This is a genomic window from Pseudomonas putida W15Oct28, assembly GCF_000708715.2.
GTDB classification, from domain to species: domain Bacteria; phylum Pseudomonadota; class Gammaproteobacteria; order Pseudomonadales; family Pseudomonadaceae; genus Aquipseudomonas; species Aquipseudomonas putida_R.
This window is the reverse complement of sequence record NZ_JENB01000015.1, coordinates 119,026-144,889: the sequence shown is the minus strand read 5'-3', so window position 1 is coordinate 144,889 and position 25,864 is coordinate 119,026. Positions and strand designations below refer to the sequence as shown.

Here is a 25,864-nt window from a genome sequence, read left to right as displayed (position 1 = left end):
GCGGCCCATCCGACCGGTCCGGCGCCCCGGCAAGGCCGCTCCTACAAGGGCCCAGGCCACCCCATAGGATGAAAACAACAAGGGCCGGCCTGTATGATACGGCCGAGCCCAACCGAGACCTGATGATGGCCAAAGATACCGACACCGAAGGCGCGCCACGACGCCACAGCGGCCGCTACATATACGAAGAGCTGCGCAAACAGATTCTCACCCTGAAGCTCAAGCCCGGCGTACAGCTGGACGAAGTCTCGCTGGCTGCGCAGTTCGGCCTGTCCCGTTCGCCGGTACGTGATGCCCTGGCCCGCCTGATCACCGAAGGGCTGGTGGTGATCCTGCCAAACCGCACCACGCTGGTGACGCCGTTCGAGATCGAGGAATTCCCCAACTACATCTCTGCCCTGGACCTGATCCAGCGCGCCGTCACCCGCCTGGCCGCCACCCAGCATCGCGAAGAAGACCTGGCGGCCATCCGCAAAGCGGACGCGGCCTACCTCCAGGCTGTGACCAGCGGCGACTTCCAAGCCATGTCCGAGCTGAACAAGGCCTTCCACATGGCCATTGCCCGGGCCGGGCGCAACCCCTACTTCATCAACTATTACGAACGCCTGCTAGGCGAAGGCCAGCGCTTGCTGCACCTGCACTTCGACCACGTGGTCAGCTCTGCCGGTGCCCATCGCCTGGGCCGCGACCATGATGAAATCATCGAAGCCATCGCCGCTCGCGACGCCGACGCTGCCGAAGCGGCTGCCCACGAACACACCATGCTGTTCCAGCGCCGCTTCCTCGACTACATGCAGCAGAACCTCACGGCGCGCATGTCCATCTCCTAGGGCTTGCAGCCGTCTCGGAAGCCGCGGCACCCGGGACGGCGCACTGGGGTCAGGCCGCCAGTTCTTCCCACGCCTCCACCACCTCTTGCGGCGTATAGCTAAGCGCTGGCCGCTGGCGAACCACAGCCACCACCACCGGTTTCAGATAGAAGTTGGCCATCGCCCGACGATTGTCCTTGGCAGCGAAGATCACTTCCAGGCTCTTGGCGTTCAATACCTGGTCAAGGTTGCTGTTGACGCTGTCGATTTCTTCCTGGGCCAGCATGAAAGCGATGGCCAGGTATTCCAGTTGGGCCTGGATGATCTGGATGATCAGCACCTTGTCGTCCGGTACCAGTTTGCCCATCAGCTTGCTGGAAACCGCCGAGGCGACAATACCGCCTATGATGCCGCCGGCCGTTCGCCCTACCATCATGCCCACCGGACCAAGCGGGGCTGCGACGATACCGCCAACGATGGAGCCAGCAGCGCCACCCACCACACCAGAGGAAGTTACCGCCAGGTTCTTCGCAAACTGGGCCTTGGAAATGCGACCACGGGCCAGCTTGAGCAGGTCTGGCCCGGTGGTCACGGCAATGACCGCGATCGAGCTGACAACCGTGCCGCGCAAGGCCTTGTTCAGCCCCGACTTGCTGACACCCATGCCCTTGGCGAGCAACCCACGGGTACTTGGCGCCAGCCCGCTAACATCGATCAGGGCCAACGAGCGCTGCACCACATGCAGGCGATGCAACTGCTGGGTCGCCACATAGATCGTGAGGCTGCGGCCAAAACTGCGGCCAGCCTGCACGCTGGCAACCTGCAGGGCTTTGCGGCGGTCGTTGGTCTTCAGGTAGAACAGCGTCGCGCTGACACCAAAGCTGATACCACCGGCCACTGCCCCCACGATGACACCTTCGGCGATGTCGTAGCTGATCGATTCAAAGGTGCCGAACTTGGTGACATTGCGTGCCTGGTCGTAGGTCAGGTGGCCTTTGCGAATCAGTTTCTGCGCTTCTTTCGGGTCGGTCACCCCCGGCACTTTCCCCGCCTCGATTTTTTTCGCGAGTGTGCGCACGGCTTGAACGTACTGATCCTTGGGGACCTCGATCTGCATCGGTCGCCCCTGCGCATCGTAGTACCGGTACATGCCCTGCTGGCCGTCAAAGGCAGCGCCGACGCTACGGGCAGCTGTGCCGCAGTACTTGGTCTGGATCATTTGCCCCTGCACCAGGCGGTCTGCACCGTTCTTGGCATTGTTGTCACCCAGCAACTGCGCATCACGACCCATCATCCGGTCCAGGCGATGGTTGCCCCGTTCGGCGGCAATACCATGCCCTTGGCCACCTGCGGCGAACAGTTTGTGATTGGCGTCCCAAGCGCTTCCAGCCGCCATGAGAATGAAGCCGGTGGTGGCCGCATCCGCAAGAAACTCGTGGTCTGGCTTCTCTCGCACGGTAAAGCAGAGCTGTTCCGTCTCGGCGCAGATAGATGAACAGAACCACTCCGTGTCGTTTGCGCTGGGCCGCAGTTCGGCCAGCCCGCATGCCGTGCAGCAACTGATGTGGTGAGAAACGGCGAAGGCAACCCAGAAGCGCCCGTCCTTGAAGTCCCGATACTGGCCAAAGGTCATTTGCCTGTCGATGAAGTCTTGCCCCGCATCACCTTCGAAACCGAAGGCACTGCGCACAAGCCCCGCCAACGTCTCTGGCTTGTGCCGGGCTTGCTTGATCAACACCCCGTGCAGCGCCTTGAAGCGGTTGCGGTACCAGTCGCCCTTGAACACCCAGCGCTGGCCGGCGACTTCGATTTCCCTCAGTGAACCATTGGCCACCCGCAGCGACAGCCGACCATCAAACAGGGTTTCGACAGCCTCATCGTCCAGCAGGCTGTCCTTGGCCAAGGCCTTGAGCCTGTCGCTGACGTTCAGTGAAGTCTTCACCTCCAGCGCCAGGGCGATGGCCTTCTCCAGTTCGATGCAAGCCTTGTCCTGGCTCATGCAGTAAGCCTGCACCAACAGCGCGAGAGCCCAGTAGGAGTATGCAGCCAGTTCAGCCCCTGCCCAGCCCATTGCCTCAAACAGCGCCGGCATCAGCGCCGAAGCCAACACCAGGGCGAAGGTACCGTGCACGCAGCGATGGAACGTCTTGTCATGTTGCACAAGCCAGGCATCGGCGCCATTCCCTGCCAGGCAAGCCTTGCTCTTGCGGCGCAGGCCAAACATGCAGGGATACAACACGGCAGGCGCGAGGAACTTGAGCGCAGCGAACGTACCAGCGTCGTAGAAACCATGCCAGCCAAGTGCTCCCCAACCCACGGCCAGCAGCAGCGTCGCAGCGGCTGTAAACCATGCCAACGCCGCTCGCAGCCCGGGCTTTTTCAGCACCGCCTCAAGGGCGACACCGTAGCCAATAGGTACACCCAGCATGGCGATACCCGCGAGCCCGAGCATGGCCTGCAGCGCCACGCCAGCAAAACGCAGCAGCTTCGCCATCAGCGCCAACACGATCAGGGTAACGATAAGTCCAAGGATGATGCCCACTATTGGATGCCCCCAAAACACGCGGGGATTGAGCAGGAAAACAGGCGTCCAGGCATGGGTAGGGCTCCAGAGGGTAGATGGCGCGAGCTTGATAGCACATAGACATCAATGAGCCAATGCCAAGCGTGGAAATCGCCACAATTGGCTTTTGTGAGTCATGCCTGTTGACACCTGGCCCACTCACTCACTACTTTTGCATGCAGCATTGCACACAACAAAACAGGAGTCGTGGATGAACAGGTTCCAGAACAAAGTGGCGATCGTGACTGGCGGTGCGGGGGGCATTGGCGCTGCCATTGCCTCCCGGTTGGCAAGCGAAGGTGCGACCGTGGTGGTCAGTGATGTCAACCTTGAGGCGGCCCAGGGTGTTGTGCAGGCCATTGAGGCTGAAGGTGGCAAGGCCTTGGCCATGGCCGCTGACATCGCATCGGGCGAGGCTTGCCGTGGCCTGGTGCAGGCGGTTGCCAGCGAACTTGGGCGCATCGATGTGCTTGTCAACAACGCCGGCATCAACCGCCGCGGCAACCTGCTGGCCCTGAGCGAAGACGACTGGCACAGCAGCTTTGCGGTCAACCTGGATGCCATGTTCCACCTTTGCCGGGCCGTGCTGCCAGGCATGATCGAGGCCGGGGGCGGTGCCATCGTCAACACCGCTTCGCAGTGGGGCCTGTACCCGGCGCCTGGGCACATTGCCTACAACGTGACCAAGGCGGCGGTGGCCTCGTTCACGCAGAACCTGGCACGCGACTATGCACCGCAGAAGATCCGGGTGAATGCCGTATGCCCGGGCGAGATTCACACACCGATGCTGGAGGCTGGCGTATTGCGCTCAGGCCGCACCATTGCCGACCTGGACCGCATGGTGCCGTTCGGGCGCATTGGCAAGCCGGAAGAAGTGGCCGCGCTGGTGGCCTTCCTGGCGTCGGACGAGGCGGCGTTCATGTGTGGCTCACTGGTGGAGATAACCGGGGCGCAGGCGGTGGCCTGAGCAACGCGCCTGCACAGCACCTGAGCCTTGCGCAATCCCTGTGGGAGCGGGCGTGCCCGCGAACACCGGCGAAGCCGGTGCCATAACGCAATCCCTGTGGGAGCGGGCGCGCCCGCGAACACCGGCAAAGCCGGTGCCATCCACCGCGTCGCCTGCTTCGCGGGCATGCCCGCTCCCACAGGACCTGCGTCTGGCCCAAAATATGCGCCTGACGCAATCCCTGTGGGAGCGGGCGCGCCCGCGAACACCGGCAAAGCCGGTGCCATCCACCGCGTCGCCTGCTTCGCGGGCATGCCCGCTCCCACAGGGTTGGTGCGAGACATCAGAACGTGGTCGGCTAGCGGAACTGGTACTCCAACCCCGCCCCCGCATACCACGAGCGCCCGGGTGCTGCCTCGTAATAGCGCCCGTTGCTGTCGCCGACAATCACCGACCCCACATACTGCCGGTCAAACAGGTTGTCCAGGCGCACCAGCTGGTGGAACGTCCAGGCCCCGACCTGTTGCTCGAACCGGGTCCGCCAGTTGAAGACCGCATACGCTGGTGCGGCCTTGGCGTTGTTGCTGTCGTCCACATACACCTTGCTGCGGTACTGCCCTTCAACCCCCATGCTGATGGACGACACCGGCTTCCACACCAGCTCGCCATACAGGTTGTTCAGCGGCACACCGGGCAGCCGGTTGCCACTTTCGATGGTCTGGCTGATGTCATCGGCGTAGCGGGCATCGGTGCGGGTATACACCAAGGTGGTCTGCCACTGCTCGCTCAGGTCACTCTGCAGGCTTGCCTCAAAGCCGCGTCGTACAGTTCGCCCGCCATTGCGATAGCTGGTTCGGCCATCCGTAGCGCTGGCAACGACGATTTCGTCATCGGTGTGAATCTCGTACACCGCCGCATTCAGGCGCGTGCGTTCGCCAAGGCGGTACTTCACACCCATTTCGTACTGCATGCTGGTGGCGGGCTTGAGGCCGAAGTTGAAGCTTTCGGCCAAGCCTGGCGCATAGGCCATTTCGGCCTGGGTGGGGGTTTCGAAGCCTTTGCCGACGCTCACGTAACCGCGCAGGTCCGGCGTGAACGCGTACATCACCGACAACGATGGCGTGGCCTGCTGGTACTTCTTCGAGCCGCTGGAGTCACCGTTGGCCAGGTAATGGTCGTCGACACGCATTTCCATGGTGCTGTAGCGCAGCCCCAGCTCGCTGGTCCAGTTGCCGATTTCCCAATGCGCCTGGAGGTACGGGTCCAGGCTGGTAGCGGTATCTTTCTCGTCACGGCGCAGCTCACCTTTCACGCCCAACTGGTCACCGCTGAAGTTCTGGTAGCCGCGGCGGTCGTCCTTGCTCTGGTCGTAATCGGCGCCGACGGTGAAGGTGAGATTGCCCGGCACGTCGGCAACCGGCTGTATCCAGCGCAACGTTCCACCGTGGAACTCGCGATCAAAGTCCACAACCCCGCCGCCACGCTGGCTGTTGGAGGCCACCGTTCTGGGGATGGACAGGTACTGCACCACGCTGCGCCGCCCCGCATACAGGTTGAACTGCAGCGTGGCATCGCCAAAGTAGCGCTCGTAGTTCATGCCCAGTTGCTGGTGGTCGATGCTTTTGCGGGTGTTGTAGGTTTCGGCCACTGCCGCTGTGGAGCGTGGGTCATGCTTGTAGGCATCCCAGGTTTGCCCCAGCGGGTCCTGCGTGTTGTTCTGCTCCAGGCTGCTGTAGATCAGCGCCATGCGCGAGTCGTCGTCGGGCTTGAAATTGACCTTGGCGAAGGTCTGGTCACGGCGCGCGGCACTGTGGTCGCGGTAGCCATCGGTATCCAGGCGCGAAGCATCCAGGACGAAACCTGCGGTGTCGTTACCGCCCTCTGCCGACAGGTGATTCTTGTTGAAGCCGTCGCTGCCGAAGGTGGTTTCGGCGCCAACGCGTGCGGGCCCCTGCCCGTCGCGGGTAAACATCTGGATCACGCCACCGGCGTTGCTGCCGTACAGCGTCGCTGCCGGGCCGCGCAGCACTTCGATACGGTCGGCCACGTCCAGGTTCAGCGTGGCGGCCTGCCCTTGCCCGTCGGGCGTACTGGCCGGTATGCCGTCACTCAACAGTTTGATGCCACGCACGCCGAAGGCCGAACGTGCACCGTAACCCCGTGAAGAAATCTGCAGGTCTTGCGCGTAGTTCTGCCGGTTCTGCACCACCAGCCCGGGTACTTTGCTGAGCACTTCCGACAGGTTGACGCCAAGTTGGCCATCCGTGCCGTGGGACAGGTCAACGGTATCCACCGAAAACGGCAGGTCGAATGTGCTGGTGGGCGCATAGGCGCCGGTCACCACCAACGGGTCCATGACCACCACATCGGGTGTGGCGGGGGCAGCATGGCCAGTAACGCTCATGCCCCCTGTCAGCAAAAGGGTGAAGCCTGTCCGGGCAGGCAAACGGGAAAGGATTGGGTACATGCGAAACTTCCTGAAACCCGGGCCTGGCCCCTTTACGAGGCAAGTCCGGGGCAACGCTACCGTGCGCTGGCACGGCATACGCAAAAAATGAATTCAAAAGGGTAACGGCGAACCAGTACTAGATCCTGTTGGCGTAGCAGTGCCTCTGGGTACTGACTACCGACACCCGCTTCTCGATTGCCCTGCCTTGGTAATCCAGGGCGATGCGCACGATCTGCAACAGCGGCGCCCCCACTTCTATGCCCAGCACCTGCGCCTGGCTGGCATCGGCGCTGATGGCAAAGATGCGCTCATCGGCATGCGCCACCGTGGCACCGAAGCGCTGCTGGTACAGGCGATACAGCGTATTGGGCAGCACTTCGGGCTGCCTTTCCAGGCCAATGAAACGCTCGGCGCACAGGGTGATGTCCTCGTAGATGGCCGGCTTGCCATCCAGCTCGCGGGTACGCGAAATGTGGATCACCTTGGCGCCCGGCTGCAGGCCCAACGCCTGCGCTTCCTGCGCACTGGCCTTGCGCACCTTGCGCCCCAGCACGATCGAAACCGGCAGGCAGCGCTCGCCGTCGGGGCGGCAGATGTTGAAGAAGCGGAACAAGGCATGGTCGCCATCATGGGTGGCAACCGAGGTCCCCTTGCCCTGCTGACGCACCACCACGTTCTCGGCTACCAGCTCGTTGAGCGCCTTGCGCAGGGTGCCGACGCTGACCTGATAAGTGGTCGCCAGCGCCGCCTCGCTGGGGATGAACGTGCCGGGCGACCACTCACCTGTATGGATGCGCTCCATCAGCAAGTCCTTGATCTGCATGTACAGCGGCTGGAAGGTCGGGGCCTTTTGCGGGTTCTGCAGGGCGTCGGTCATGGTCATCTGTCGTCGGCAGTTCGTGTGGCGCAAGTATACCCCAAGCACGAAAGAAAGCAGCGCACCTTGACTATCCTATAACCTATGTCCTATATATGACTTACGGCATATGAATGACCGTCACAGGAGAACAACAATGAGCATTGATTTTGTCGTCCACGATGCCGACGACGCCGTCGGCGTCGTAGTAGTCGAAGGCGTGCAGGCGGGCCAGAAGTTGACAGGCTGGGTCATGGACCAGGACCAGACCCTGGAATTCGTGGTGCGCGACGCCATCCCGATCGGCCACAAGCTGGCCATCCGTGACCTGCAGGAAGGCGATACGGTGATCAAGTACGGCGTCGACATCGGCCGGGTGATCAAGCCCATCCGCGAAGGCGAGCACCTGCACGTCCACAACGTCAAAACCAAGAGGTGGTAAGCATGCAACTCAACGGACGCACTTTCCTGGGCTACCGCCGCGACAATGGCCGTGTGGGCATTCGCAACCATGTGATCATCCTGCCGGTGGACGACATCTCCAATGCGGCCGCCGAAGCGGTGGCCAACAACATCAAGGGCACCCTCGGGCTGCCACACCCGTATGGCCGGCTGCAGTTCGGCGAGGACCTGGAGCTGCACTTCCGCACCCTGATCGGTACCGGCTGCAACCCCAACGTGGCAGCGGTGGTGGTGATCGGTATCGAGCCCGGCTGGACCCGCCGCGTGGTCGAAGGCATCCGCGCCAGCGGCAAGCCGGCAGAAGGCTTCTGGATCGAACAGAACGGCGACCACAACACCATCTGCGCCGCCTCGCGCAAGGCTCGCGAATTCGTGCAGTACGCCACCGAACTGCGCCGCGAAGAGTGCGACATCAGCGAACTGTGGGTCTCGACCAAGTGCGGCGAGTCCGACACCACCTCTGGCTGTGGCGCCAACCCCACCGTGGGCAATGCGTTCGACAAGCTGTACGCACAGGGCTGCACCCTGGTGTTCGGCGAAACATCAGAGCTGACCGGCGGCGAGCACCTGGTCGCCGAGCGCTGCAGCACCCCGGCAGTGCGGGAGCGGTTCCAGTTCATGTTCGACCGCTACAGCGCCATGATCGACCGCTGGAAAACCAGCGACCTGTCCGAGTCGCAGCCGACCAAGGGCAACATCGAAGGCGGCCTGACCACCATCGAGGAAAAGGCCTTGGGCAACATCCAGAAGATCGGCCGTAAATGCCGGGTCGACGGTGTACTGGACAAGGCCGAGGCACCCACCGGGCCAGGCCTGTGGTTCATGGACTCGTCGTCCGCGGCAGCAGAAATGGTCACCCTGTGCGCAGCGTCCGGGTATGTGGCGCACTTCTTCCCGACCGGCCAGGGCAACGTCATCGGCAACCCGATCTTGCCGGTGATCAAGATCTGCGCCAACCCGCGAACCTTCCGCACCATGGGTGAACACATCGATGTCGATGTCTCCGGCCTGCTGCGGCGCGAAATCAACATGGACGATGCCGGCGACCGCTTGCTCGACATGCTGATGCGCACCGCCAATGGCCGCTACACTGCCGCCGAAGCCCTCGGGCACCGCGAGTTCGTGCTGACCCGGTTGTTCGAAAGCGCCTGACCTGCCGCGCCGTTGCCTGCCTCATCAGGCAACGGCGTTTGTTTCTGCCTGCGTTCAAGAAGTACGTCTCACAACAACCATAAATGGAGACCTTCATGAAACCGCTCTGCCCTGATGCCCTGCCCCCTCCGGTGTTTCTCCCCAAGCCCACGCAGCCACGACGACCGTAGTGAGCACCCGCGTGCCGCGCAAAAGACCCGAACCTGCTCCCCTGCCCTGATCAGCCAGCTTGGCGCGGGGTATTCGCTCCTGGAGAAACAACCGTGAAAATTCTCAAGAACCTGTACGTCCAGGTGGTGATCGGCCTGATCGCCGGCATCGCCCTGGGCTACTGCTGGCCCTCGCTCGGGGTCGAAATGAAGCCGCTGGGCGATACGTTCATCCGCCTGATCAAGATGCTCATCACCCTGGTGATCTTCTGCACCGTGGCCATCGGCGTTGCGCGCATGGAAAGCCTGAAGGAACTGGGCAAGGTCGGCTTCAAGACCTTCATGTACTTCGAGGTGGTGACCACCCTGGCGCTGTTGCTGGGCATGATCATCGCCAACCTGGTGCAGCCTGGCGCCGGCATGAACATCGACCCGGCCAGCCTGGACGGTGGCGCCATGTCGCAATACCTTGACCAGGTGCATGCGCAGGAGTCCTCCAGCCTGCTGACCCAGCTGATCCCCAACTCGGTGGTCGGTGCCTTCGCCAGCGGCAACCTGTTGCAGGTGCTGCTGTTCTCGGTGCTGTTCGGCGTGGCGCTGTCCGGCATGTCCAGGCGCAGCCGGCTGGCCGCGCGGGTGATCGAGCAGTTTGGCGAAACCCTGTTGCGCATCGTCGGCATGATCATGTGGCTGGCCCCCATCGGGGCGTTCGGGGCCATGGCGTTCACCATCGGCAAGTACGGCATCGGGGCGTTGCAGCAGATGGGCTTGCTGATCGTCTGCCTGTACGTCACCAGCCTGCTGTTCATCGGCATAGTCCTGGGCTCGATCAGCTTTGCTTGTGGCATCAACATCTGGTCGCTGATCAAGTACCTGCGCGAAGAGCTGCTGATCGTGCTGGGCACCTCCACCACCGAGTCGGTACTGCCGCGGCTGATGCAGAAACTGGAACGGCTGGGCTGCGACAAATCGGTGATCGGCCTGGTGCTGCCTACCGGTTACTCGTTCAACCTCGACGGCGCCGCCATCTACCTGACCATGGCCTCGTTGTTTTTGGCGCAAGCACTGAACATCGACTTGTCATGGGGCCAGCAACTGAGCCTGCTGGTGATCCTGCTGGTGACTTCCAAGGGCGGCGCAGGGGTGGCTGGCGCAGCGCTGATCGTGCTGACCGCAACGCTGGCCAGCCACGACATCATCCCGGTGGCAGCCATTACGCTGATTCTGGGCATCGACCGCATCCTCAATGAGGTGCGGGCGCTGACCAACATGATGGGCAACGTGGTCGGCACCCTGGCGATTGCCCGTTGGGAAGGCAAGCTCGACCTGGCCAAGGCGCGCGCCGAACTGGCTGCCCCTGGGCGTTTGCCTGTGCTTGATCAGGCACCGCTGAACCTGTCGCAGAAAAAACCCTGAAGCCCGCTGCAAGGAGCCACCCCCATGACTGTGCAAATCAGCGTTCGCCATGCACATGAACTTGCCATGCAGGCCCTGCGCAGCGCCGGCATGCCGGAAAGCGCCGCGCAAAGTTGCGCACATGCCCTGGTGCAGGCCGAGCGCGAAGGCCTGCCCTCCCATGGCCTGTCACGTTTGCCGTTCTACCTGGAACAGATGGCCACCGGCAAGGTTGACGCCAAGGCCGAGCCCAACGTGCAGGTGGAAGGGGCAGTCGTACGCGTCGACGCCTGCCACGGCCTGGCGTTTGCGGCCATCGATGCAGGCCTGGGCCCGGCGATGGCCACCGCGCGCCGCCTGGGTATCGCGGCGTTGGCCATCGGCCGCTCGCACCACTTCGGCGTGGCCGGGCAACCGGTGGAACGGGCCGCACGCGAGGGGCTGCTGGCACTGGCGCTGAGCAATGCGCCCGCCGCGATGGCGCCATGGGGCGGGCGAACGCCGCTGTTTGGCACCAACCCCATTGCCTTCGCTTCGCCACGCCGGGGTGCAGACCCCGTTGTCATCGACCTGTCGCTGTCGAAGGTCGCCCGCGGCAAGGTGATGCTGGCCCGGCAAGCGGGCACGCCGATTCCGGCCGGCTGGGCCATCGACAGCGCCGGCAACGACACCACCGACCCGCAGGCGGCGCTGGCCGGCAGCATGGTGCCCATGGGCGATGCCAAAGGTGCCGCACTGGCGATGATGGTGGAGCTGCTGACGGCGGGCCTGACTGGCAGCCATTTTGGTTTCCAGGCCAGTTCGTTCTTCGATGCAGAGGGCGACGCGCCCGGGGTGGCGCACTTGTTGTTGCTGATTGACCCGCAACGGTTTGGTGCGGGTTACCTGGGCCATGTCGAGGCGTTGTTCGCTGCCATGCTGGCGCAACCGGGCGTGCGCTTGCCAGGGCAGCGGCGGATACAGGAACGGCAAGTGCGCAGTGATTTCATCGAGGTGCCGCAGGTGTTGCTGGACCGGCTGGAGAGCTGCGTTTGAGATTGTGATTTTGGGGGCGCTTTGCGCCCCTATCGCGACGCAAGGCCGCTCCCACAGGGACCGCGCACGCTTCAGGCTTATGCAGTTACCTGTGGGAGCGGCCTTGTGTCGCGATAGGGCTGCAAAGCAGCCCCAGGATTTACCAGGCAACCAATGACTTTCCCCCTCAACAGAGGCAGATTCATTGCTCAACAGGCAGCTTATGCGCCAGCGCTACACATCTGCGCGCCAGGATCATCGTCGGGTCCACAAGCGCAACCACCCTGCCATTCAGGTCATAGCCATCACAGTGGCTGAGCACCAACGGCAGCTCTGTACAGCCCAGTATCAACACCTCTGCCCCGACCTCTGCGAGATGCTCGGCAGCAATCAGCAACTGATCCCGGCACAGCCCGTCCGTGAAACCTGCCTTGATGCCGCGCTCACCGTATATAGCCTCCATCACCAGCTTCTGGTAATCCGGCGCCGGCACGATCACCTCAAGCCCTGCACGGCTCGCAGCCTGGTGATAGACCTGGCTGGCGACGGTCCCTGAGGTGGCCAGCAAGCCGATAACCTTGTCTGAGCCATACGTGTGCTTTATCCAGTCGACCGTTTCGGTAAGCATGTTGACGATCGGCACGCGCAGGTGCTCCTGGATACGCTCGACGAACGCATGGGCGGTATTGCACGGGATTGCAATGGCGTTGGCACCCGCGCTCTCCAGCCGCTTGCAGGTCGCGTACATGGCCATCGTCGGGTCCGCCTCATCATTCAGCAGATTGGCCGTGCGGTCCGGTATTTGCGGGTTCTGCTCCACCACCATCTTGATATGGTCCTGGTCACGACCTGCCGGTGTGCTGGCAACCACCTTGCCCATGAAATCAACCGTCGCTGCGGGGCCGACACCACCCACGATACCCAGCTTGAACGGCAGGTCACGTGGCTCACCTGAACCTTGCGTGGCAAACGTGGCGTAAAGGTCGTTGATGTCGAGCGCCGTGATACCACGGCGCTGCAGGTCGGCGCACACCAGGGACAGCTCGGTCATGCCAGGCACGATCAGTGCCGCCCCTTGTACCTGCACCGACAGGCAGGCCTGGTACACCGACTCCAGCGGTACCCCGTCCAGATGCCCGTCCTTGATGCCGTTGCCCCCATACATGGCCTGCATGAGCGCGGCTTGTGCCTGCGCATCGGGGTACACCACTGCGTACTCGGCGCCCAACGCCCGCTCGAAGAGCCCGGAATGGCGCACGTAATCCGAAGCAAGCACACCCAGCGTGCTGCCCGACACGGCGATCTGGCGGATGTGCTGTACCAGGCTTTCCATCATGTCCAGCACAGGGATGCCCAGCTCGTCCTGAATCTCTGCACGAAACGTCTGGCTGGCGAAACACGGCAGCATGATTGCATCCACCCCGCTCGCTTCGAACGACCTGCACACCTCGAAGGCATAGAACTTTCGCGATGTCATGCTCGCGTTAGCGTCCAGGGGCAGCTGTACGCCCTTGAACGGATGTTGCTCGAGCAGGAAATGAAAACGCCCCTGGTCCTCCAGCACTGCCCGCGACTTCACAAGCTTGTAGAACAAGTCGCCACCCGCAAGCGCTCCAAGCCCCCCGACAATCCCGATCTTGTGCGAAAGGGGTTGCTGCGCAGCTGCCTTCTTCGACGTCATGAGCCTATTCCTCAGGCGACCGATACTGAGCGGTCGAGGGTGGACGGTTGGGCTGTGGTCTCACCTGCCTCATCCGGCTCGGACTGTGGCTCAGACTTGGCGACTACAGCCGTGGCGATGCTGTTGCCCACGACATTGGTAGCGGTACGCGCCATGTCGAGGAACTGATCGATACCGATGATCAGCAGCAGGCCCGCCTCTGGCAGGTTGAACATCGGCAAGGTCGCCGCGACCACCACCACCGAGGCGCGCGCAACACCGGCCATGCCCTTGCTGGTGATCATCAGTGTCAAAAGGATCAACACCTGCTGGGTGAAGCTGAGGTCGATGTTGTAAGCCTGGGCGATGAACATGATGGCGAATGCCTGGTACATCATCGAGCCATCGAGGTTGAACGAGTAGCCCAGCGGCAAGACGAAGCTGGACACGCGCTTCGGAGCGCCGAACTTTTCCAGCGCCTCCATGGTTTTCGGGTAGGCCGCCTCGCTGCTGGCGGTCGAGAACGCCAACAGGACCGGCTCGCGAATCAGTTTGCCAAGCGTGAAAACCGACTTGCCCAGGAACAGGTAGCCCACACCGAACAACACAGCCCACAGAAGAAGGATGCCCAAGTAGAACTCGACAATGAGCTTGCCGTAATCGACCAACAAACCCAGGCCTTGGGTGGTGATTGCCGAAGCAATAGCGGCGAATACCCCGATGGGTGCAAAAGCCATCACGTAGTCTGTAATGCGGAACATCACTTTGGACAGTTCGTCGATACAATCAACAATCTTTGTATGCCCGGCACGGTTGACGCCAGCCAGTGCGAACCCGAAGAACAATGAGAACACCACAATCTGAAGTATTTCATTATTCGCCATTGCTTCTGCAATACTGCGCGGGAATACATGACTGATAAATACTTTCAGGCTGAAGTCACCCGTATTGACGGGAACTGCGACGGCATCCGCATGCTGTGCGACCTGCATGTTTATGCCGGCGCCTGGCTCGAATAAATTGACCAGCGCCATCCCGATCGCCAATGAAATGGCCGAAGCACAGACAAACCAGGCCATGGCACGAAAGCCGATGCGCCCGACCGAGCGCGAATTGCCCATGCTGGCAATCCCGCCCACCAGCGTGGCGAACACCAGCGGTGCAATGATCATTTTGATCAGGCGCAGGAAGATGTCTGTCACCATGGTGAAGTAAGCAGCCATTTCCTTCGCGGCTTGCTCGCTTCCTGCGAAATGATGACATGCCCAACCGACAACTACGCCCAGGGCAATACCCAGGGCAATTCGGCGCGGAAGCTTATTATTTTTCACGACAGTTTCCTCAAGTGATGTTCTATTTCTTCTACTTGGCAGGATTGAAATAAAGACAGACACACCCACTGACCGAGTGGGTGTGGGGCAAGTTTATCGCCACGCGAAAGGCAAGTTGATGATTAATAGGGCTGACCCTATGCGTTTTCGGAATAGTTTTTAGCCATTGCTATCAGCGCTTGTCCGAACCCGCTTACACTGTGCGCCTGGTGAAGGAGATCAGCGATGCAGATCAAGTGGCTGGACGACCTTTTGGCGATCGCCGAGTGGAAGAATTTCTCGCGCGCCGCCGAGGTGCGGTGCGTTACGCAGTCCGCACTCTCCAGGAGAATCCGCTCGCTCGAAGAGTGGGTGGGTGTGGAGCTGGTTGATCGTGCCACCTACCCGGTACAGCTCACCCCCGCCGGCCAGAGTTTTTGCGATGAATCGCGCCAGGCGCTTGCCGCACTGATGGCGCTACGGGCTGATCTTCGGGACGTCAAGCGGATGCCGGGGCGCTCGATCCAGATCACCGCAGCCCACAGCCTGTCCATGACCTTTTTGCCAAAATGGCTCAGCCAGTTCCAGCAGCACAATGAACGCTTCAATGCCCGGGTAGTGGCAGCCAACATCAATGACGCCGTCATCGCCCTTGAAGAAGGCAGCTGTGACCTGATGATCGTCTACCATCACCCGCTTACCCCCATCTCGCTGGACCCTGAACGCTTCGCCAGCCTGGCCCTGGGGCATGACGCGTTCATCCCCGTGTGCGCACCCAATGCGCATGGCAAGCCGCTGTTCACGCTTTCTGCAAACAACAAACCCATTCCGCACCTGGCGTACACGGCCACGACGTTTTTGGGAAAAGTCGCAGACGTGGTCATTCGCAACGCACCTGAGATCGCACCGCTGGAGCGGTGCTATGAAGCAGATATGGCAATGCTGCTGGTGCGCATGGCCGTAGAGGGCTACGGGGTAGCCTGGCTGCCCTACAGCGCTGTGCAGGATGAACTGGAAAGAGGGTTGCTGGTGCAAGCCGGCGGCGCCCAATGGTGCACGCGCCTGGAGATCCGTTCGTACTGTTCGCTGTTGAACCAGAACCCGACGATGAGAAGCCTGTGGAATACCCTGGACAACGCTGCACACGCATCCGCCCAGGCTTGAGCACAGTTTTCGCCTGACAAGCTGTTGCGAATTTACTTACAGTGAAATACTGTATGTGCATACAGCAAAATAAGGAACTTCCTGTGTCCAGCACCGCCTCCGCCACTCCGAGCAGCTATGAACAGTTGGGTGTCCGCATCCAGAAGATCATCAACAGCCCCACCGCCCAGCGCAGCCGTGCGGCGCTGATCTTTCGCCTGGAGCAGGAAAGCCCGGATGACTGGGAGACCTTGCTCGAGGAAATCGCCGAGAACGACAACGTCACCCTCGCCCACCGTGACGATGGCGGCGTGCAGGTTTTCTGGACCGTACCGAAGGAAGACTGACTGCGCATGAGAGTTTCGCTTTTCGCGGCAGCCTGCCTGTTACTGACCACACCACTTGTGCAAGCCGACGCCCCGCGCACCTTCCAGGAGGCCAAGAAGGTCGCCTGGAAGCTCTATGCGCCGCAATCGACCGAGTTTTATTGCGGCTGCAAATACAAGGGCAACAAGGTCGACCTGGCGTCCTGTGGCTATGCACCGCGCAAGAATGCCCAGCGCGCGTCGCGCATCGAGTGGGAACACATCGTACCGGCCTGGCATATCGGCCATCAGCGCCAGTGCTGGCAGAGCGGCGGGCGCAAGCAGTGCTCGCAGCATGACGAGGTGTACAAACGCGCAGAAGCCGACTTGCACAACCTGGTGCCGAGCATCGGCGAGGTCAACGGTGACCGCAGCAACTTCAGTTTCGGCTGGCTGCCCGAACAACGCGGCCAGTACGGCAGCTGCCTGACCCAGGTCGACTTCAAGGCCAAGAAAGTCATGCCGCGCCCGTCGATCCGCGGCATGATCGCCCGCACCTACTTCTACATGAGCAAGCAGTACAACCTGCGCCTGTCCAGGCAGGACCGGCAGTTGTACGAGGCCTGGAACAAGACCTACCCGCCGCAGGCTTGGGAGCGGCAACGCAACCAGCAGGTGGCCTGTGTGATGGGGCGAGGTAACGAGTTTGTTGGCCCGGTCAACCTCAAGGCGTGCGGCTGAGCCTCAGGCCAGCGCTTGCAGATAGGCGCTGGCTTCCCGGTAACGGGCCAGCCGCGCCAGGTCGGCGGGGCCAGGGCAGGGAATGCGTGAGAGGTCACTGTTGTCGGCCAGGTCGGCCAGCTTGACGGTGCGTGCCAACGGGTCATCGCCCAGGCGTGCCACGAAGTCCTGGTAGGGCTCGCCCTCACGGCGGCTGAGCGCCAGCAAGGCGGCAAGGATTTTCAGCGCAAAACCCTCGCGCGCCAGGTCGGACAACGTCAGCGGGGTGTCCTCGATCACATCGTGAAGCACTGCGACAATCCGTTGCTCGGGTGTGGACACCCGCATCATCACGCGTAGCGGGTGGAGGATGTACGCCACCCCACCCTTGTCGTATTGCCCTTCATGCGCTCTGGCGGCCACGGCAATGGCCCGCTCCAGTGTAGACATGAGGCCCCTCCCCGTTCGGCATCTTCCCCCCAAGCATAGCCAAACTTGTGTGAACAATGTCTAACATACGCCTGACAAAGCTGCACACACCCGGTTGGCGCGGCCTTTGTGGATGCAACTGTTGCGGGAGCAACTGTCTTGTTCAAAATCCAAGAGTTTGCGCGATCACTGTGGGAGCGGGCGAGCCCGCGAACACGGGCGAAGCCCGTGCCATCCACCGCGCCGGGTTCTTCGCGGGCATGCCCGCTCCCACAAGTCCCGCAAAGGTTCCGGGCTCCCACCCGTGGCCTCGGGCTTAGCGAGTTGCGCCGTGCTGGATGACCACCGAATCGGTGCCCAGCTTGGCCATCACTTCGTCCTTGCGCGCTTGCGCTTCTTCACGGGTAGGGAACGGCCCCATCAGCACCACCGGTTTGCCGTTGCGGTATTCCACCGAAGACGGGATGCCCTTTTCGATCAGCCGTGCGGTCATGTCGCTGAGCGCGCCCATGTTGGCGCCCTGGATCACTTCCACATCCCAGCCTTCTGGTGCCGGCTGGCCAGCCAGTGCATCGGCACGGCGCTGCAGGTCGGCGCCGCCGCACACTTCGCGGATGCGCAGGTTGTTGCCGTTGTCGTCGACGATGATGTCGTACTGGCCGTCGCGCTTGATGGCCACGTAGCTGCGGTAGGCTTCGTACTGCCCGGCATCGTCCTTGCCGCGGACCTGGCCGCAGATGGTGCCCTGGGTGTCGATCCGCACGTTGCCGAACTTGGCGGTCTTGGGGTTGTGCAGGTGTTCGGCCACCTGCTTGTGCACCCCTTCGACCTCGTTCTCACAGCCCGCCAGGGCGAGCACTGCCATTACCACAGCCAGTTTGCGCACGCGTGTACCTCCAGTTTCGAAGGCGCGGATTCTAGCATGCCGGGGTATGCCCCGAACCGCGACCAAACGTTACACGCTAATTCACGCGCACATGAAAAAAGGGCGATCATTTCTGATCGCCCTTTTTCGATTTGGTAGGCACAATTGGACTCGAACCAACGACCCCCACCATGTCAAGGTGGTGCTCTAACCAACTGAGCTATGTGCCTGTCGTGTGGTGCGCATTCTACGCATTCCAAAAACCCTGTCAACACTTTTTTTCGAGCTAACCTACTGAATCTTAAACTCTTTATATAGAGAGGCGCTGGCAGGTTCCCCGTAAAGGATTTTCATCAGACGACTAGCGGGTGTTTATTATTATTGATAGCATCGGTACATTCGTTAAAAATATAAAACACGAGGTTCCTGCAGCATGGCTAACACCCCCTACCCCCAGTCCTACTACGCCGCCTCGGCCAACCCGGTGCCGCCACGTCCGGCGCTGCAGGGTGAGGTGGAAACCGATGTGTGCATCATCGGCGCCGGCTACACCGGCCTTTCCAGCGCCCTGTTCCTGCTGGAGAACGGCTTCAAGGTGAGCATCGTCGAAGCGGCCAAGGTCGGCTTCGGCGCATCGGGCCGCAACGGCGGCCAGATCGTCAACAGCTACAGCCGCGACATCGACGTCATCGAACGCACCGTCGGCCCCAAGGAAGCGCAACTGCTGGGCCACATGGCCTTCGAAGGCGGGCGCATCATTCGTGAGCGCGTGGCCAAGTACAACATCCAGTGCGACCTGAAAGACGGTGGCGTGTTCGCCGCCATCACCAGCAAGCAGATGGGCCACCTGGAGTCGCAAAAGCGCCTGTGGGAACGCTTCGGCCACAACCAGCTCGAGCTGATGGACCAGAAGCGCATCCGTGAAGTGGTCGCGTGCGACAGCTATATCGGCGGCATGCTCGACATGAGCGGCGGCCACATCCACCCGCTGAACCTGGCCCTGGGCGAAGCCGCTGCGGTCGAGTCGCTGGGCGGCATCATCTATGAGCAAACCCCGGCAATCCGCATCGAGCGCGGTGCCAACCCGGTCGTGCACACCCCTCAAGGCAAAGTGCGCGCCAAGTTCATCATCGTCGCCGGCAACGCCTACCTGGGCAACCTGGTGCCGGAACTGGCCGCCAAGTCCATGCCATGCGGTACCCAGGTGATCACCACCGAACCACTGGGCGAAGAACTGGCGCGCACCCTGCTGCCGCAGGATTACTGCGTCGAGGACTGCAACTACCTGCTCGACTACTACCGCCTGACCGGCGACAAGCGCCTGATCTTCGGCGGTGGCGTGGTGTATGGCGCGCGCGACCCGGCCAACATCGAGGCGATCATTCGTCCGAAGATGATCAAGGCCTTCCCGCAGCTGAAGAACGTGAAGATCGACTACGCCTGGACCGGCAACTTCCTGCTGACCCTGTCGCGCCTGCCGCAGGTTGGCCGTATCGGCGACAACATCTACTACTCGCAGGGTTGCTCGGGCCACGGCGTGACCTACACCCACCTGGCGGGCAAAGTGCTGGCTGAGGCCCTGCGCGGCCAGGCTGAGCGTTTCGACGCCTTCGCCGGCCTGCCGCACTACCCGTTCCCGGGTGGCCAGATGCTGCGCGTGCCGTTCAGCGCCATTGGTGCCTGGTACTACAGCCTGCGCGATCGCCTGGGCTTCTGATGTAAGCAGGCCTGGCCTATTCGCGGGTAAACCCGCTCCCACAGAGACAGCATCACTTTCAAATTTGGTGCTTTCCCTGTGGGAGCGGGCTTGCCCGCGAAGAGGCCGGCACAGGCAACGCTATTTGTTCAGGCTATTCACAGCCTGCTTCGCCGCAATCTCCTGCCCCGCCCGCGCCAGTTCATCCGCAGCCTTCAACCAGCGCTCACGGTCCACCTGGGCCGGCAACTGCCGCGGTGGCTGCACCAGCACCGCCCAACTCCCCTGCTTCGCCCACGCCGACGCAAAGGCATCGAACGCCATCACTTGGCGCCGGTGCATGCCCGAGCGCAGCAGTACACGCTGCTTGTAGCGGTCATAGCCGATCAGCACCGCATAACGTGGCTCACTCCACCAGGCCGAACCCTCCTCGTAACGCAGCAGCACCGGGTTGCCCGCCGCCACCTGGGCCAGCAGCGCGTCCAGTTGTTTGTCCAACGGGTACACCACCATGCCATAGTCCCGCGCCACACGAGGGATGCCAGTGTCCAGCGCTTCGGCGCCCTGCGGCAGGTTCAATGGTTTGTCCAGCAGGCCCGGGGTGATGGGCGCGCCCTGTTGCGACAGCATCGCTGCCAGCGCCATCGCACCGCTGTGGTTGGCGTTGCCACGGTAGAACGGCATGCTGCTGATCTCGACCCGCTGCGGCAGGCCCTTGAGGTTGGCGGGCGGTGCGCTGGCACAGCCGGCCAGGGTGGCGGCCATCAGACAGGCGACCAGCAGCCGCCGTGGGGCAGCTTTGATGGAATGTTGCTGCATGGACACTCGCTTGTTCCAACGCCAGGCAGGCAGCGCCCGGCTCTGGCCACCGATCATAGGTCCGACAGCGGCGCGGGTATAGTCCGACAGCCGCTTGGAGCGAATCGGACCAAGCAATAGACCTTTGTTCGATGGAACGTCACAGGCGAAGGGCTAGACTAAAGCAGTGTCTGGAAGGCAAGCGCTGGCCAATCGAGCACTTGCCGTAGAGATGGAGGCACAGATGAGCCTGACCATGGCAATTTTCATGCTGGTAGGCATGTGGCTGAGCGTTGCAGCCGCCATGCTGTGGGGTGTGCTGCGTATCGTGCGGCGTCATTCCCACCACCTGCCACCGCAGGCCCCCGCCAAACCGCAACCTGTGCGCCAGGCACGGCGGCATGCCGAGGTGCACTGACCTCAGGATTTCCTGAACCCCATTCGCGGGCAAGCCCGCTCCCACAGGTACCTCACAATGCCAAGGCGCAGTGAGGTACCTGTGGGAGCGGGCTTGCCCGCGAATGGGGCGCAGCGCGCCCCGCCTTTACATCACCCTTCAGCGGCCTCACGCTTCAATCGCGCCCGGCGAGCAAAGATGTTGAGCATCTCGATCACGGTCGAGAACGCCATGGCCGCATACACATACCCCTTCGGCACATGAGCGCCAAAGCCTTCGGCGATCAGCGTCATGCCGATCATGATCAGGAAGCCCAGGGCCAGCATGACCACCGTCGGGTTGTCATTGATGAAGTTGGCCAGCGGGTCGGCGGCCACCATCATGACGATGACTGCGGCGATCACGGCAATGATCATGATCGGCAAGTGCTCGGTCATGCCCACAGCGGTGATGATGCTGTCCACCGAGAAGACGATGTCCAGCAGCAGGATCTGGAAGATTGCCGCAGCAAAGCCCAGGGTAATGGTCGAACCGACCTTGGCTTCTTCCTTGGCACCGTGCGGGTCAACGCTTTCGTGGATCTCCTTGGTCGCCTTCCACAGCAAGAACAGGCCACCGGCAATCAGGATCACATCCTTCCAGGAGAAGGCATTACCGAACACTTCGAACACCGGGTCGGTCAGCTGTACGATCCAGGCCACCGTGCTGAGCAAGGCCAGGCGCATGACCAACGCCATGCTGATACCGATACGCCGCGCCTTGGAGCGGTACTCCACCGGCAGTTTGTTGGTCAGGATGGAGATGAAGATCAGGTTGTCGATGCCCAGCACAACTTCCATGGCCACCAATGTAGCCAGGGCAACCCAGGCGGTAGGGCTAGCGGCGAGTTCCAGCAAGTATTCCATTGTTCAAATCCTGCAGCGGCGGTTTAGGGTCAGATTTCCTGGGTGTCTTTTTTCTTGTCGGCATCCTCAGGCTTTTGCCCTTCGCCGCCGATGGCCTCGTTCAAGGCCTGCTGGGCGGCCTTGTTGGTGTCGTCAATCGCCTGCTTGGCCGACTGTGCGGCCTGGTCGAGCATCTGCTGGGCAGATTTCTCGGCCTGATCGCAACCTGCCAGGGTGAACAGGGCCAACGCCAGCACCAATGGGGTACCGATGGATTTGAGTTGCAGCATGGTGTCCTCGCTTGAAATATCCCGTCGGCGCATGGCGCCTGATGCGGTGCATTCTAGAGACGCCGATAGTTCAGGAAAATTCGTATTTTCATGGCGTATACTTCGGTTTTTACGAATCGGGACGACCGACGGTGCTCAACTATCGCCAGCTGCATTACTTCTGGGCCGTGGCCAAGACGGGCAGCATCACCCGCGCCAGCGAACAACTGAACCTTACACCGCAGACCATCAGCGGGCAGATTAGCCTGTTTGAGCAAACCTACGGCCTTGAATTGTTCCAGCGCGCCGGCCGGCAGCTGGAACTGACCGAGACCGGCCGCCAGGCGCTGGTGTATGCAGAGCAGATGTTCCAGATTGGCGGCGAGCTGGAAGCCATGCTGCGCGCAGGCCCGCAGGAGCAGATCCTGTTCCGCGTGGGGGTGGCCGACGTGGTGCCCAAATCCATCGTCTACCGCCTGCTGGCACCGACCATGGAGCTGGATGAGGTGCTGCGCATCAACTGCCGCGAAGACAAACTTGAGCGGTTACTGGCAGACCTGGCCATCCAGCGCCTGGACCTGGTGATTTCCGACAGCCCCATGCCCGGCAACCTGGACATCAAAGGCTATAGCCAGAAGCTGGGTGAGTGCGGGCTGAGCTTCTTCGCCACGCCGGCCCTGGCACAGCGCCTGGAGGGCCCCTTCCCGGCCTGCCTGCAGGATGCTCCGCTGCTGGTTCCCGGCCAGGAAACCGTGGTGCGCAGCCGCCTGTTGCGGTGGCTGGGTGAGCAACAGGTACAGCCGCGCATTGTGGGCGAATTCGATGACAGTGCCCTGATGCAGGCGTTCGGCCAGTCGGGCAGCGGCATTTTCGTCGCCCCCAGCGTGATCGCCGAAGAAGTGTGCCGCCAGTATGGCGTGACGCTGATCGGCCAGACCGAGGCGGTGCACGAGTCGTTCTATGCCATTTCGGTGGAACGCAAGGTCAAGCACCCGGGGATCGTGGCGATTACCGAAGGGGCGCGACGGGAGTTGTTTCACTGGTAGCCATCGAAGCCTGATTGGCTCAAGCCATGCACCGAACCTGTAGGAGCAGCCTTGTGCTGCGAAAGGGCCGGTATGGCTAGAGCAAAGGGGTGGCAGTAATGGCCTCTTCGCAGCACAAGGCTGCTCCTACAAGTATTGCATCAGCCTGTCCGCACAAGCCCAGACATGCCCTACAAGCCTCTATGGTAAAGTCCGCCCTTTCCAGATTCCGAGATACCGCTGCACATGACACCCCTCCTGCGCCTCCTCAACCGCACCAGCCTGGTGACACAGATCGTCATCGGCCTGCTCGCCGGCATCGCCCTTGCCCTGCTCGCGCCCGCCATCGCCCGCGACCTGGCCTTTCTTGGCAAGGTGTTCGTCAGCGCCCTGAAAGCCGTGGCGCCCGTGCTGGTGTTTGTCCTGGTCATGGCCTCGATCGCCAACCACCGCCACGGCCAGGAAACCCATATTCGGCCGATCCTCTGGCTGTACCTGCTGGGCACCTTCGCCGCGGCGGCGGTGGCTGTAGTTGCCAGCATGCTGTTCCCTTCCAATCTGGTGCTCAGCACGGGTGAGGCAACGCTAAGCGCGCCGGGCGGCATCACCGAGGTGATGCAGAACCTGCTGCTGAGCGCGGTCGACAACCCGGTCAACGCCCTGCTCAACGCCAACTTCATCGGCGTGCTGACCTGGGCCATCGGCCTGGGCGTGGCCCTGCGCCATGCTGGCGAAACCACGCGTACCGTGGTCGACGATCTGTCCAATGGCGTGACCTTGATCGTGCGCGTGGTCATCCGCTTCGCTCCGCTGGGCATCTTTGGCCTGGTCAGCTCCACCCTGGCCCAGTCGGGCCTGCAGGCCCTGCTCGGCTACCTGCACCTGCTGGCTGTGCTGATCGGCTGCATGCTGTTCGTGGCGCTGGTGATGAACCCGCTGATCGTGTTCTGGAAAATCCGCCGCAACCCTTACCCGCTGACCCTGCTGTGCCTGCGCGAAAGCGGCATTACCGCGTTCTTCACCCGCAGCTCGGCGGCCAACATCCCGGTCAACCTGGCCCTGTCGGAGCGCCTTGGCCTGCATGAAGACACCTACTCGGTGTCGATCCCGCTGGGCGCAACCATCAACATGGCCGGTGCAGCGATCACCATTACTGTGCTGACCCTGGCCGCGGTGCATACCCTGGGTATCCCGGTGGACCTGCCAACGGCCGTGCTGCTCAGCGTGGTGGCGGCAGTGTGCGCCTGTGGCGCCTCGGGCGTGGCCGGGGGCTCGCTGCTGCTGATTCCGCTGGCGTGCAGCCTGTTTGGCATCCCCAGTGAAATTGCCATGCAGGTGGTGGCGGTGGGCTTCATCATCGGCGTGTTGCAGGATTCGGCCGAGACAGCGCTGAATTCATCGACCGATGTATTGTTCACTGCGGCGGCTTGCCAGGCCGAAGAGCGGCGTAACGCTTGAGGACCAAGGGGCCGCTTTGCGGCCCATCGCAGGCGAGCCAGCTCCCACAAGGACCGCACAGACCTGTCGGCTTGCGCTGTACCTGTGGGAGCTGGCTTGCCGGCGATGATGCCAGTGATTGCTTAAGCCAGGCGCATTACCTAGGCTAGTGGCCTTTCCCCAGTAATGAGACAGGGCCATGTCAGAACACGAAACCGCCGGTGTTGGCCGCTTCAACAGCGTTGAGATCCGCATTCTCGGTTCGCTGATCGAAAAGCAGGCCACCAGCCCGGAAAGCTACCCGCTGACCCTTAATGCCCTGGTCCTGGCCTGCAACCAGAAGACCAGTCGCGAGCCGGTGATGACCCTTACTCAGGGCCAGGTCGGCCAGGCCTTGCGCGCCCTTGAGGGCCAGGACATGACCCGCCTGCAGATGGGCAGCCGTGCCGACCGCTGGGAACAACGGGTGGACAAGGCACTGGAGCTGGTGCCAGCCCAGCTGATACTGATGGGCCTGATGTTCCTGCGCGGCCCGCAAACCCTCAACGAACTGCTGACCCGCAGCAACCGCCTGCACGACTTCGACGACACCGATCAGATCCAGCACCAGCTGGAGCGCCTGATTTCGCGCGATCTGGCCGTGCACCTGCCACGCCAGGCCGGCCAGCGTGAAGACCGCTACACCCACGCCCTGGGCGACCCGGCTGAAATCGAGGTAATTCTTGCTGCACGCCAGCAGGAAGGGGGCGCGCGCAGCAGTGGCGGCAGTGTCTCGGAAGACCGCATCGAAGCCCTCGAAGCCCGCATTGCGGCGCTGGAGGCGCGCCTGGCCGAGCTGGAAGGCTAAGCCGTCACGGCTCGCGGTCGGGGAAGTTGCGGCAGCTCTTGCGTTCGGCCAGCTCCCGGTCACTGGGGCGCTGGTCGACGAACACGGTGCGGCCGTCGGCGTAGATTTCCAGGTAGCCCCAGTGCAGGTCCTGCTCTTTCTGCCCGGGCTTGGGGGGGACTAGCCACCAGGGTTCGCGGCTGATCAGGGTCATGGATGTGATTCCTGAAGGGTATGCAGTAAGCATAGTCACCTTCAAGTACAGCTTTGTCAGTTCCGGCCCTTTCGCGGGCAAGCCCGCTCCC

General features: G+C 62.1%; 25 protein-coding genes and 1 tRNA gene. 14 read left to right on the top strand and 12 right to left on the bottom strand.

Annotated features, from left to right (window positions below):
* Positions 1-125 precede the first annotated feature (125 nt).
* Positions 126-830: a GntR family transcriptional regulator gene (locus AK81_RS13270; protein ID WP_241496076.1), complete on the top strand. Its 705-nt coding sequence runs from the start codon at positions 126-128 to the stop codon at positions 828-830.
* A 49-nt stretch (positions 831-879) separates the two neighbouring features.
* Here the strand turns inward: AK81_RS13270 and AK81_RS13265 are convergent, their stop codons facing one another.
* The gene (locus AK81_RS13265; RefSeq protein WP_050491874.1) at positions 880-3,351 is read right to left on the bottom strand and encodes a hypothetical protein; all 2,472 of its coding nucleotides are present in this window, start codon (positions 3,349-3,351) and stop codon (positions 880-882) included.
* A 232-nt stretch (positions 3,352-3,583) separates the two neighbouring features.
* On the opposite strand from AK81_RS13265, the gene AK81_RS13260 reads away from it, so the two are divergent.
* Positions 3,584-4,339 carry an SDR family NAD(P)-dependent oxidoreductase gene (locus AK81_RS13260; protein WP_043199625.1) on the top strand — a complete coding sequence of 252 codons (756 nt, stop codon included), beginning with the start codon at positions 3,584-3,586 and terminating at the stop codon, positions 4,337-4,339.
* Positions 4,340-4,676: 337 nt separating this feature from the next.
* Here AK81_RS13260 and AK81_RS13255 read toward each other — a convergent pair whose 3' ends face one another.
* Both AK81_RS13255 and AK81_RS13250 read right to left on the bottom strand, forming a co-directional pair.
* Positions 4,677-6,722 (bottom strand): TonB-dependent receptor family protein, encoded by a 2,046-nt coding sequence (locus tag AK81_RS13255; RefSeq protein ID WP_050491878.1) that lies wholly within the window; start codon positions 6,720-6,722, stop codon positions 4,677-4,679.
* 181 nt (positions 6,723-6,903) lie between these two features.
* Positions 6,904-7,644, bottom strand: coding sequence for a GntR family transcriptional regulator (locus AK81_RS13250; RefSeq protein WP_050491877.1), 741 nt, complete (start codon positions 7,642-7,644; stop codon positions 6,904-6,906).
* A 136-nt stretch (positions 7,645-7,780) separates the two neighbouring features.
* Here AK81_RS13250 and AK81_RS13245 point away from each other — a divergent pair, with 136 nt between their 5' ends.
* From AK81_RS13245 to AK81_RS13230, 4 genes are all read left to right on the top strand, one after another.
* A complete protein-coding gene (locus AK81_RS13245; RefSeq protein WP_043199623.1) occupies positions 7,781-8,065 on the top strand; it encodes a UxaA family hydrolase in 285 nt (94 codons plus the stop codon).
* Between the two features lie 2 nt (positions 8,066-8,067).
* Positions 8,068-9,237 (top strand): UxaA family hydrolase, encoded by a 1,170-nt coding sequence (locus AK81_RS13240; protein ID WP_043199621.1) that lies wholly within the window; start codon positions 8,068-8,070, stop codon positions 9,235-9,237.
* 263 nt (positions 9,238-9,500) lie between these two features.
* Positions 9,501-10,802 (top strand): C4-dicarboxylate transporter DctA, encoded by a 1,302-nt coding sequence (gene dctA, locus AK81_RS13235; protein WP_043199619.1) that lies wholly within the window; start codon positions 9,501-9,503, stop codon positions 10,800-10,802.
* Positions 10,803-10,826: 24 nt separating this feature from the next.
* A complete protein-coding gene (locus AK81_RS13230) occupies positions 10,827-11,816 on the top strand; it encodes an Ldh family oxidoreductase (protein ID WP_043199618.1) in 990 nt (329 codons plus the stop codon).
* A gap of 181 nt (positions 11,817-11,997) precedes the next feature.
* Here the strand turns inward: AK81_RS13230 and AK81_RS13225 are convergent, their stop codons facing one another.
* Entirely contained in the window at positions 11,998-13,476 is a 1,479-nt protein-coding gene (locus tag AK81_RS13225; RefSeq protein WP_043199617.1) for an amino acid racemase, read from the bottom strand.
* Positions 13,477-13,487: 11 nt separating this feature from the next.
* A complete protein-coding gene (locus AK81_RS13220) occupies positions 13,488-14,786 on the bottom strand; it encodes a dicarboxylate/amino acid:cation symporter (RefSeq protein ID WP_043199616.1) in 1,299 nt (432 codons plus the stop codon).
* A gap of 225 nt (positions 14,787-15,011) precedes the next feature.
* Between AK81_RS13220 and AK81_RS13215 the strand changes: the two genes are divergently transcribed.
* The 3 genes from AK81_RS13215 to AK81_RS13205 all read left to right on the top strand — a co-directional run bounded on the left by AK81_RS13215 (position 15,012) and on the right by AK81_RS13205 (position 16,954).
* Entirely contained in the window at positions 15,012-15,929 is a 918-nt protein-coding gene (locus AK81_RS13215; RefSeq protein WP_043199615.1) for a LysR substrate-binding domain-containing protein, read from the top strand.
* A gap of 83 nt (positions 15,930-16,012) precedes the next feature.
* Entirely contained in the window at positions 16,013-16,255 is a 243-nt protein-coding gene (locus AK81_RS13210) for a DUF1654 domain-containing protein (protein ID WP_016498977.1), read from the top strand.
* 6 nt (positions 16,256-16,261) lie between these two features.
* Entirely contained in the window at positions 16,262-16,954 is a 693-nt protein-coding gene (locus AK81_RS13205; protein ID WP_043199613.1) for an endonuclease, read from the top strand.
* A gap of 3 nt (positions 16,955-16,957) precedes the next feature.
* Here the strand turns inward: AK81_RS13205 and AK81_RS13200 are convergent, their stop codons facing one another.
* From AK81_RS13200 to AK81_RS13190, 3 genes are all read right to left on the bottom strand, one after another.
* On the bottom strand, positions 16,958-17,383 hold the full coding sequence (locus tag AK81_RS13200; RefSeq protein WP_016498975.1) for a bifunctional (p)ppGpp synthetase/guanosine-3',5'-bis(diphosphate) 3'-pyrophosphohydrolase: 426 nt from the start codon (positions 17,381-17,383) through the stop codon (positions 16,958-16,960).
* Between the two features lie 295 nt (positions 17,384-17,678).
* Positions 17,679-18,248, bottom strand: a complete 570-nt coding sequence (locus AK81_RS13195) for an SPOR domain-containing protein (RefSeq protein ID WP_043199611.1) — start codon at positions 18,246-18,248, stop codon at positions 17,679-17,681.
* A 132-nt stretch (positions 18,249-18,380) separates the two neighbouring features.
* Positions 18,381-18,457: transfer RNA gene (locus tag AK81_RS13190), tRNA-Val, on the bottom strand.
* A 203-nt stretch (positions 18,458-18,660) separates the two neighbouring features.
* Between AK81_RS13190 and AK81_RS13185 the strand changes: the two genes are divergently transcribed.
* Positions 18,661-19,944: an NAD(P)/FAD-dependent oxidoreductase gene (locus AK81_RS13185; protein ID WP_043199610.1), complete on the top strand. Its 1,284-nt coding sequence runs from the start codon at positions 18,661-18,663 to the stop codon at positions 19,942-19,944.
* Positions 19,945-20,064: 120 nt separating this feature from the next.
* Here the strand turns inward: AK81_RS13185 and AK81_RS13180 are convergent, their stop codons facing one another.
* Positions 20,065-20,799 (bottom strand): peptidase C39 family protein, encoded by a 735-nt coding sequence (locus tag AK81_RS13180; RefSeq protein WP_043199609.1) that lies wholly within the window; start codon positions 20,797-20,799, stop codon positions 20,065-20,067.
* A gap of 166 nt (positions 20,800-20,965) precedes the next feature.
* Here AK81_RS13180 and AK81_RS30255 point away from each other — a divergent pair, with 166 nt between their 5' ends.
* Positions 20,966-21,139, top strand: a complete 174-nt coding sequence (locus tag AK81_RS30255; protein ID WP_193393761.1) for a hypothetical protein — start codon at positions 20,966-20,968, stop codon at positions 21,137-21,139.
* Positions 21,140-21,270: 131 nt separating this feature from the next.
* Here AK81_RS30255 and AK81_RS13175 read toward each other — a convergent pair whose 3' ends face one another.
* Together AK81_RS13175 and AK81_RS13170 are read right to left on the bottom strand one after the other, a co-directional pair.
* Complete coding sequence (locus tag AK81_RS13175; RefSeq protein WP_043199608.1) at positions 21,271-22,023, bottom strand: TerC family protein; 753 nt, start codon at positions 22,021-22,023, stop codon at positions 21,271-21,273.
* A 29-nt stretch (positions 22,024-22,052) separates the two neighbouring features.
* Positions 22,053-22,292, bottom strand: coding sequence for a hypothetical protein (locus tag AK81_RS13170; protein WP_019473606.1), 240 nt, complete (start codon positions 22,290-22,292; stop codon positions 22,053-22,055).
* Between the two features lie 131 nt (positions 22,293-22,423).
* Between AK81_RS13170 and nhaR the strand changes: the two genes are divergently transcribed.
* The 3 genes from nhaR (at position 22,424) to AK81_RS13155 (ending at position 25,580) form a co-directional block, all read left to right on the top strand.
* Entirely contained in the window at positions 22,424-23,317 is an 894-nt protein-coding gene (gene nhaR / locus AK81_RS13165) for a transcriptional activator NhaR (protein ID WP_043199606.1), read from the top strand.
* A 225-nt stretch (positions 23,318-23,542) separates the two neighbouring features.
* Positions 23,543-24,754, top strand: coding sequence for a serine/threonine transporter SstT (gene sstT, locus AK81_RS13160; protein WP_043199604.1), 1,212 nt, complete (start codon positions 23,543-23,545; stop codon positions 24,752-24,754).
* A 178-nt stretch (positions 24,755-24,932) separates the two neighbouring features.
* Positions 24,933-25,580 carry a YceH family protein gene (locus AK81_RS13155; RefSeq protein WP_043199603.1) on the top strand — a complete coding sequence of 216 codons (648 nt, stop codon included), beginning with the start codon at positions 24,933-24,935 and terminating at the stop codon, positions 25,578-25,580.
* A 4-nt stretch (positions 25,581-25,584) separates the two neighbouring features.
* On the opposite strand, the gene AK81_RS13150 is transcribed toward AK81_RS13155, so the two are convergent.
* Complete coding sequence (locus AK81_RS13150; RefSeq protein WP_043199601.1) at positions 25,585-25,773, bottom strand: hypothetical protein; 189 nt, start codon at positions 25,771-25,773, stop codon at positions 25,585-25,587.
* Between the last annotated feature and the right edge of the window lie 91 nt (positions 25,774-25,864).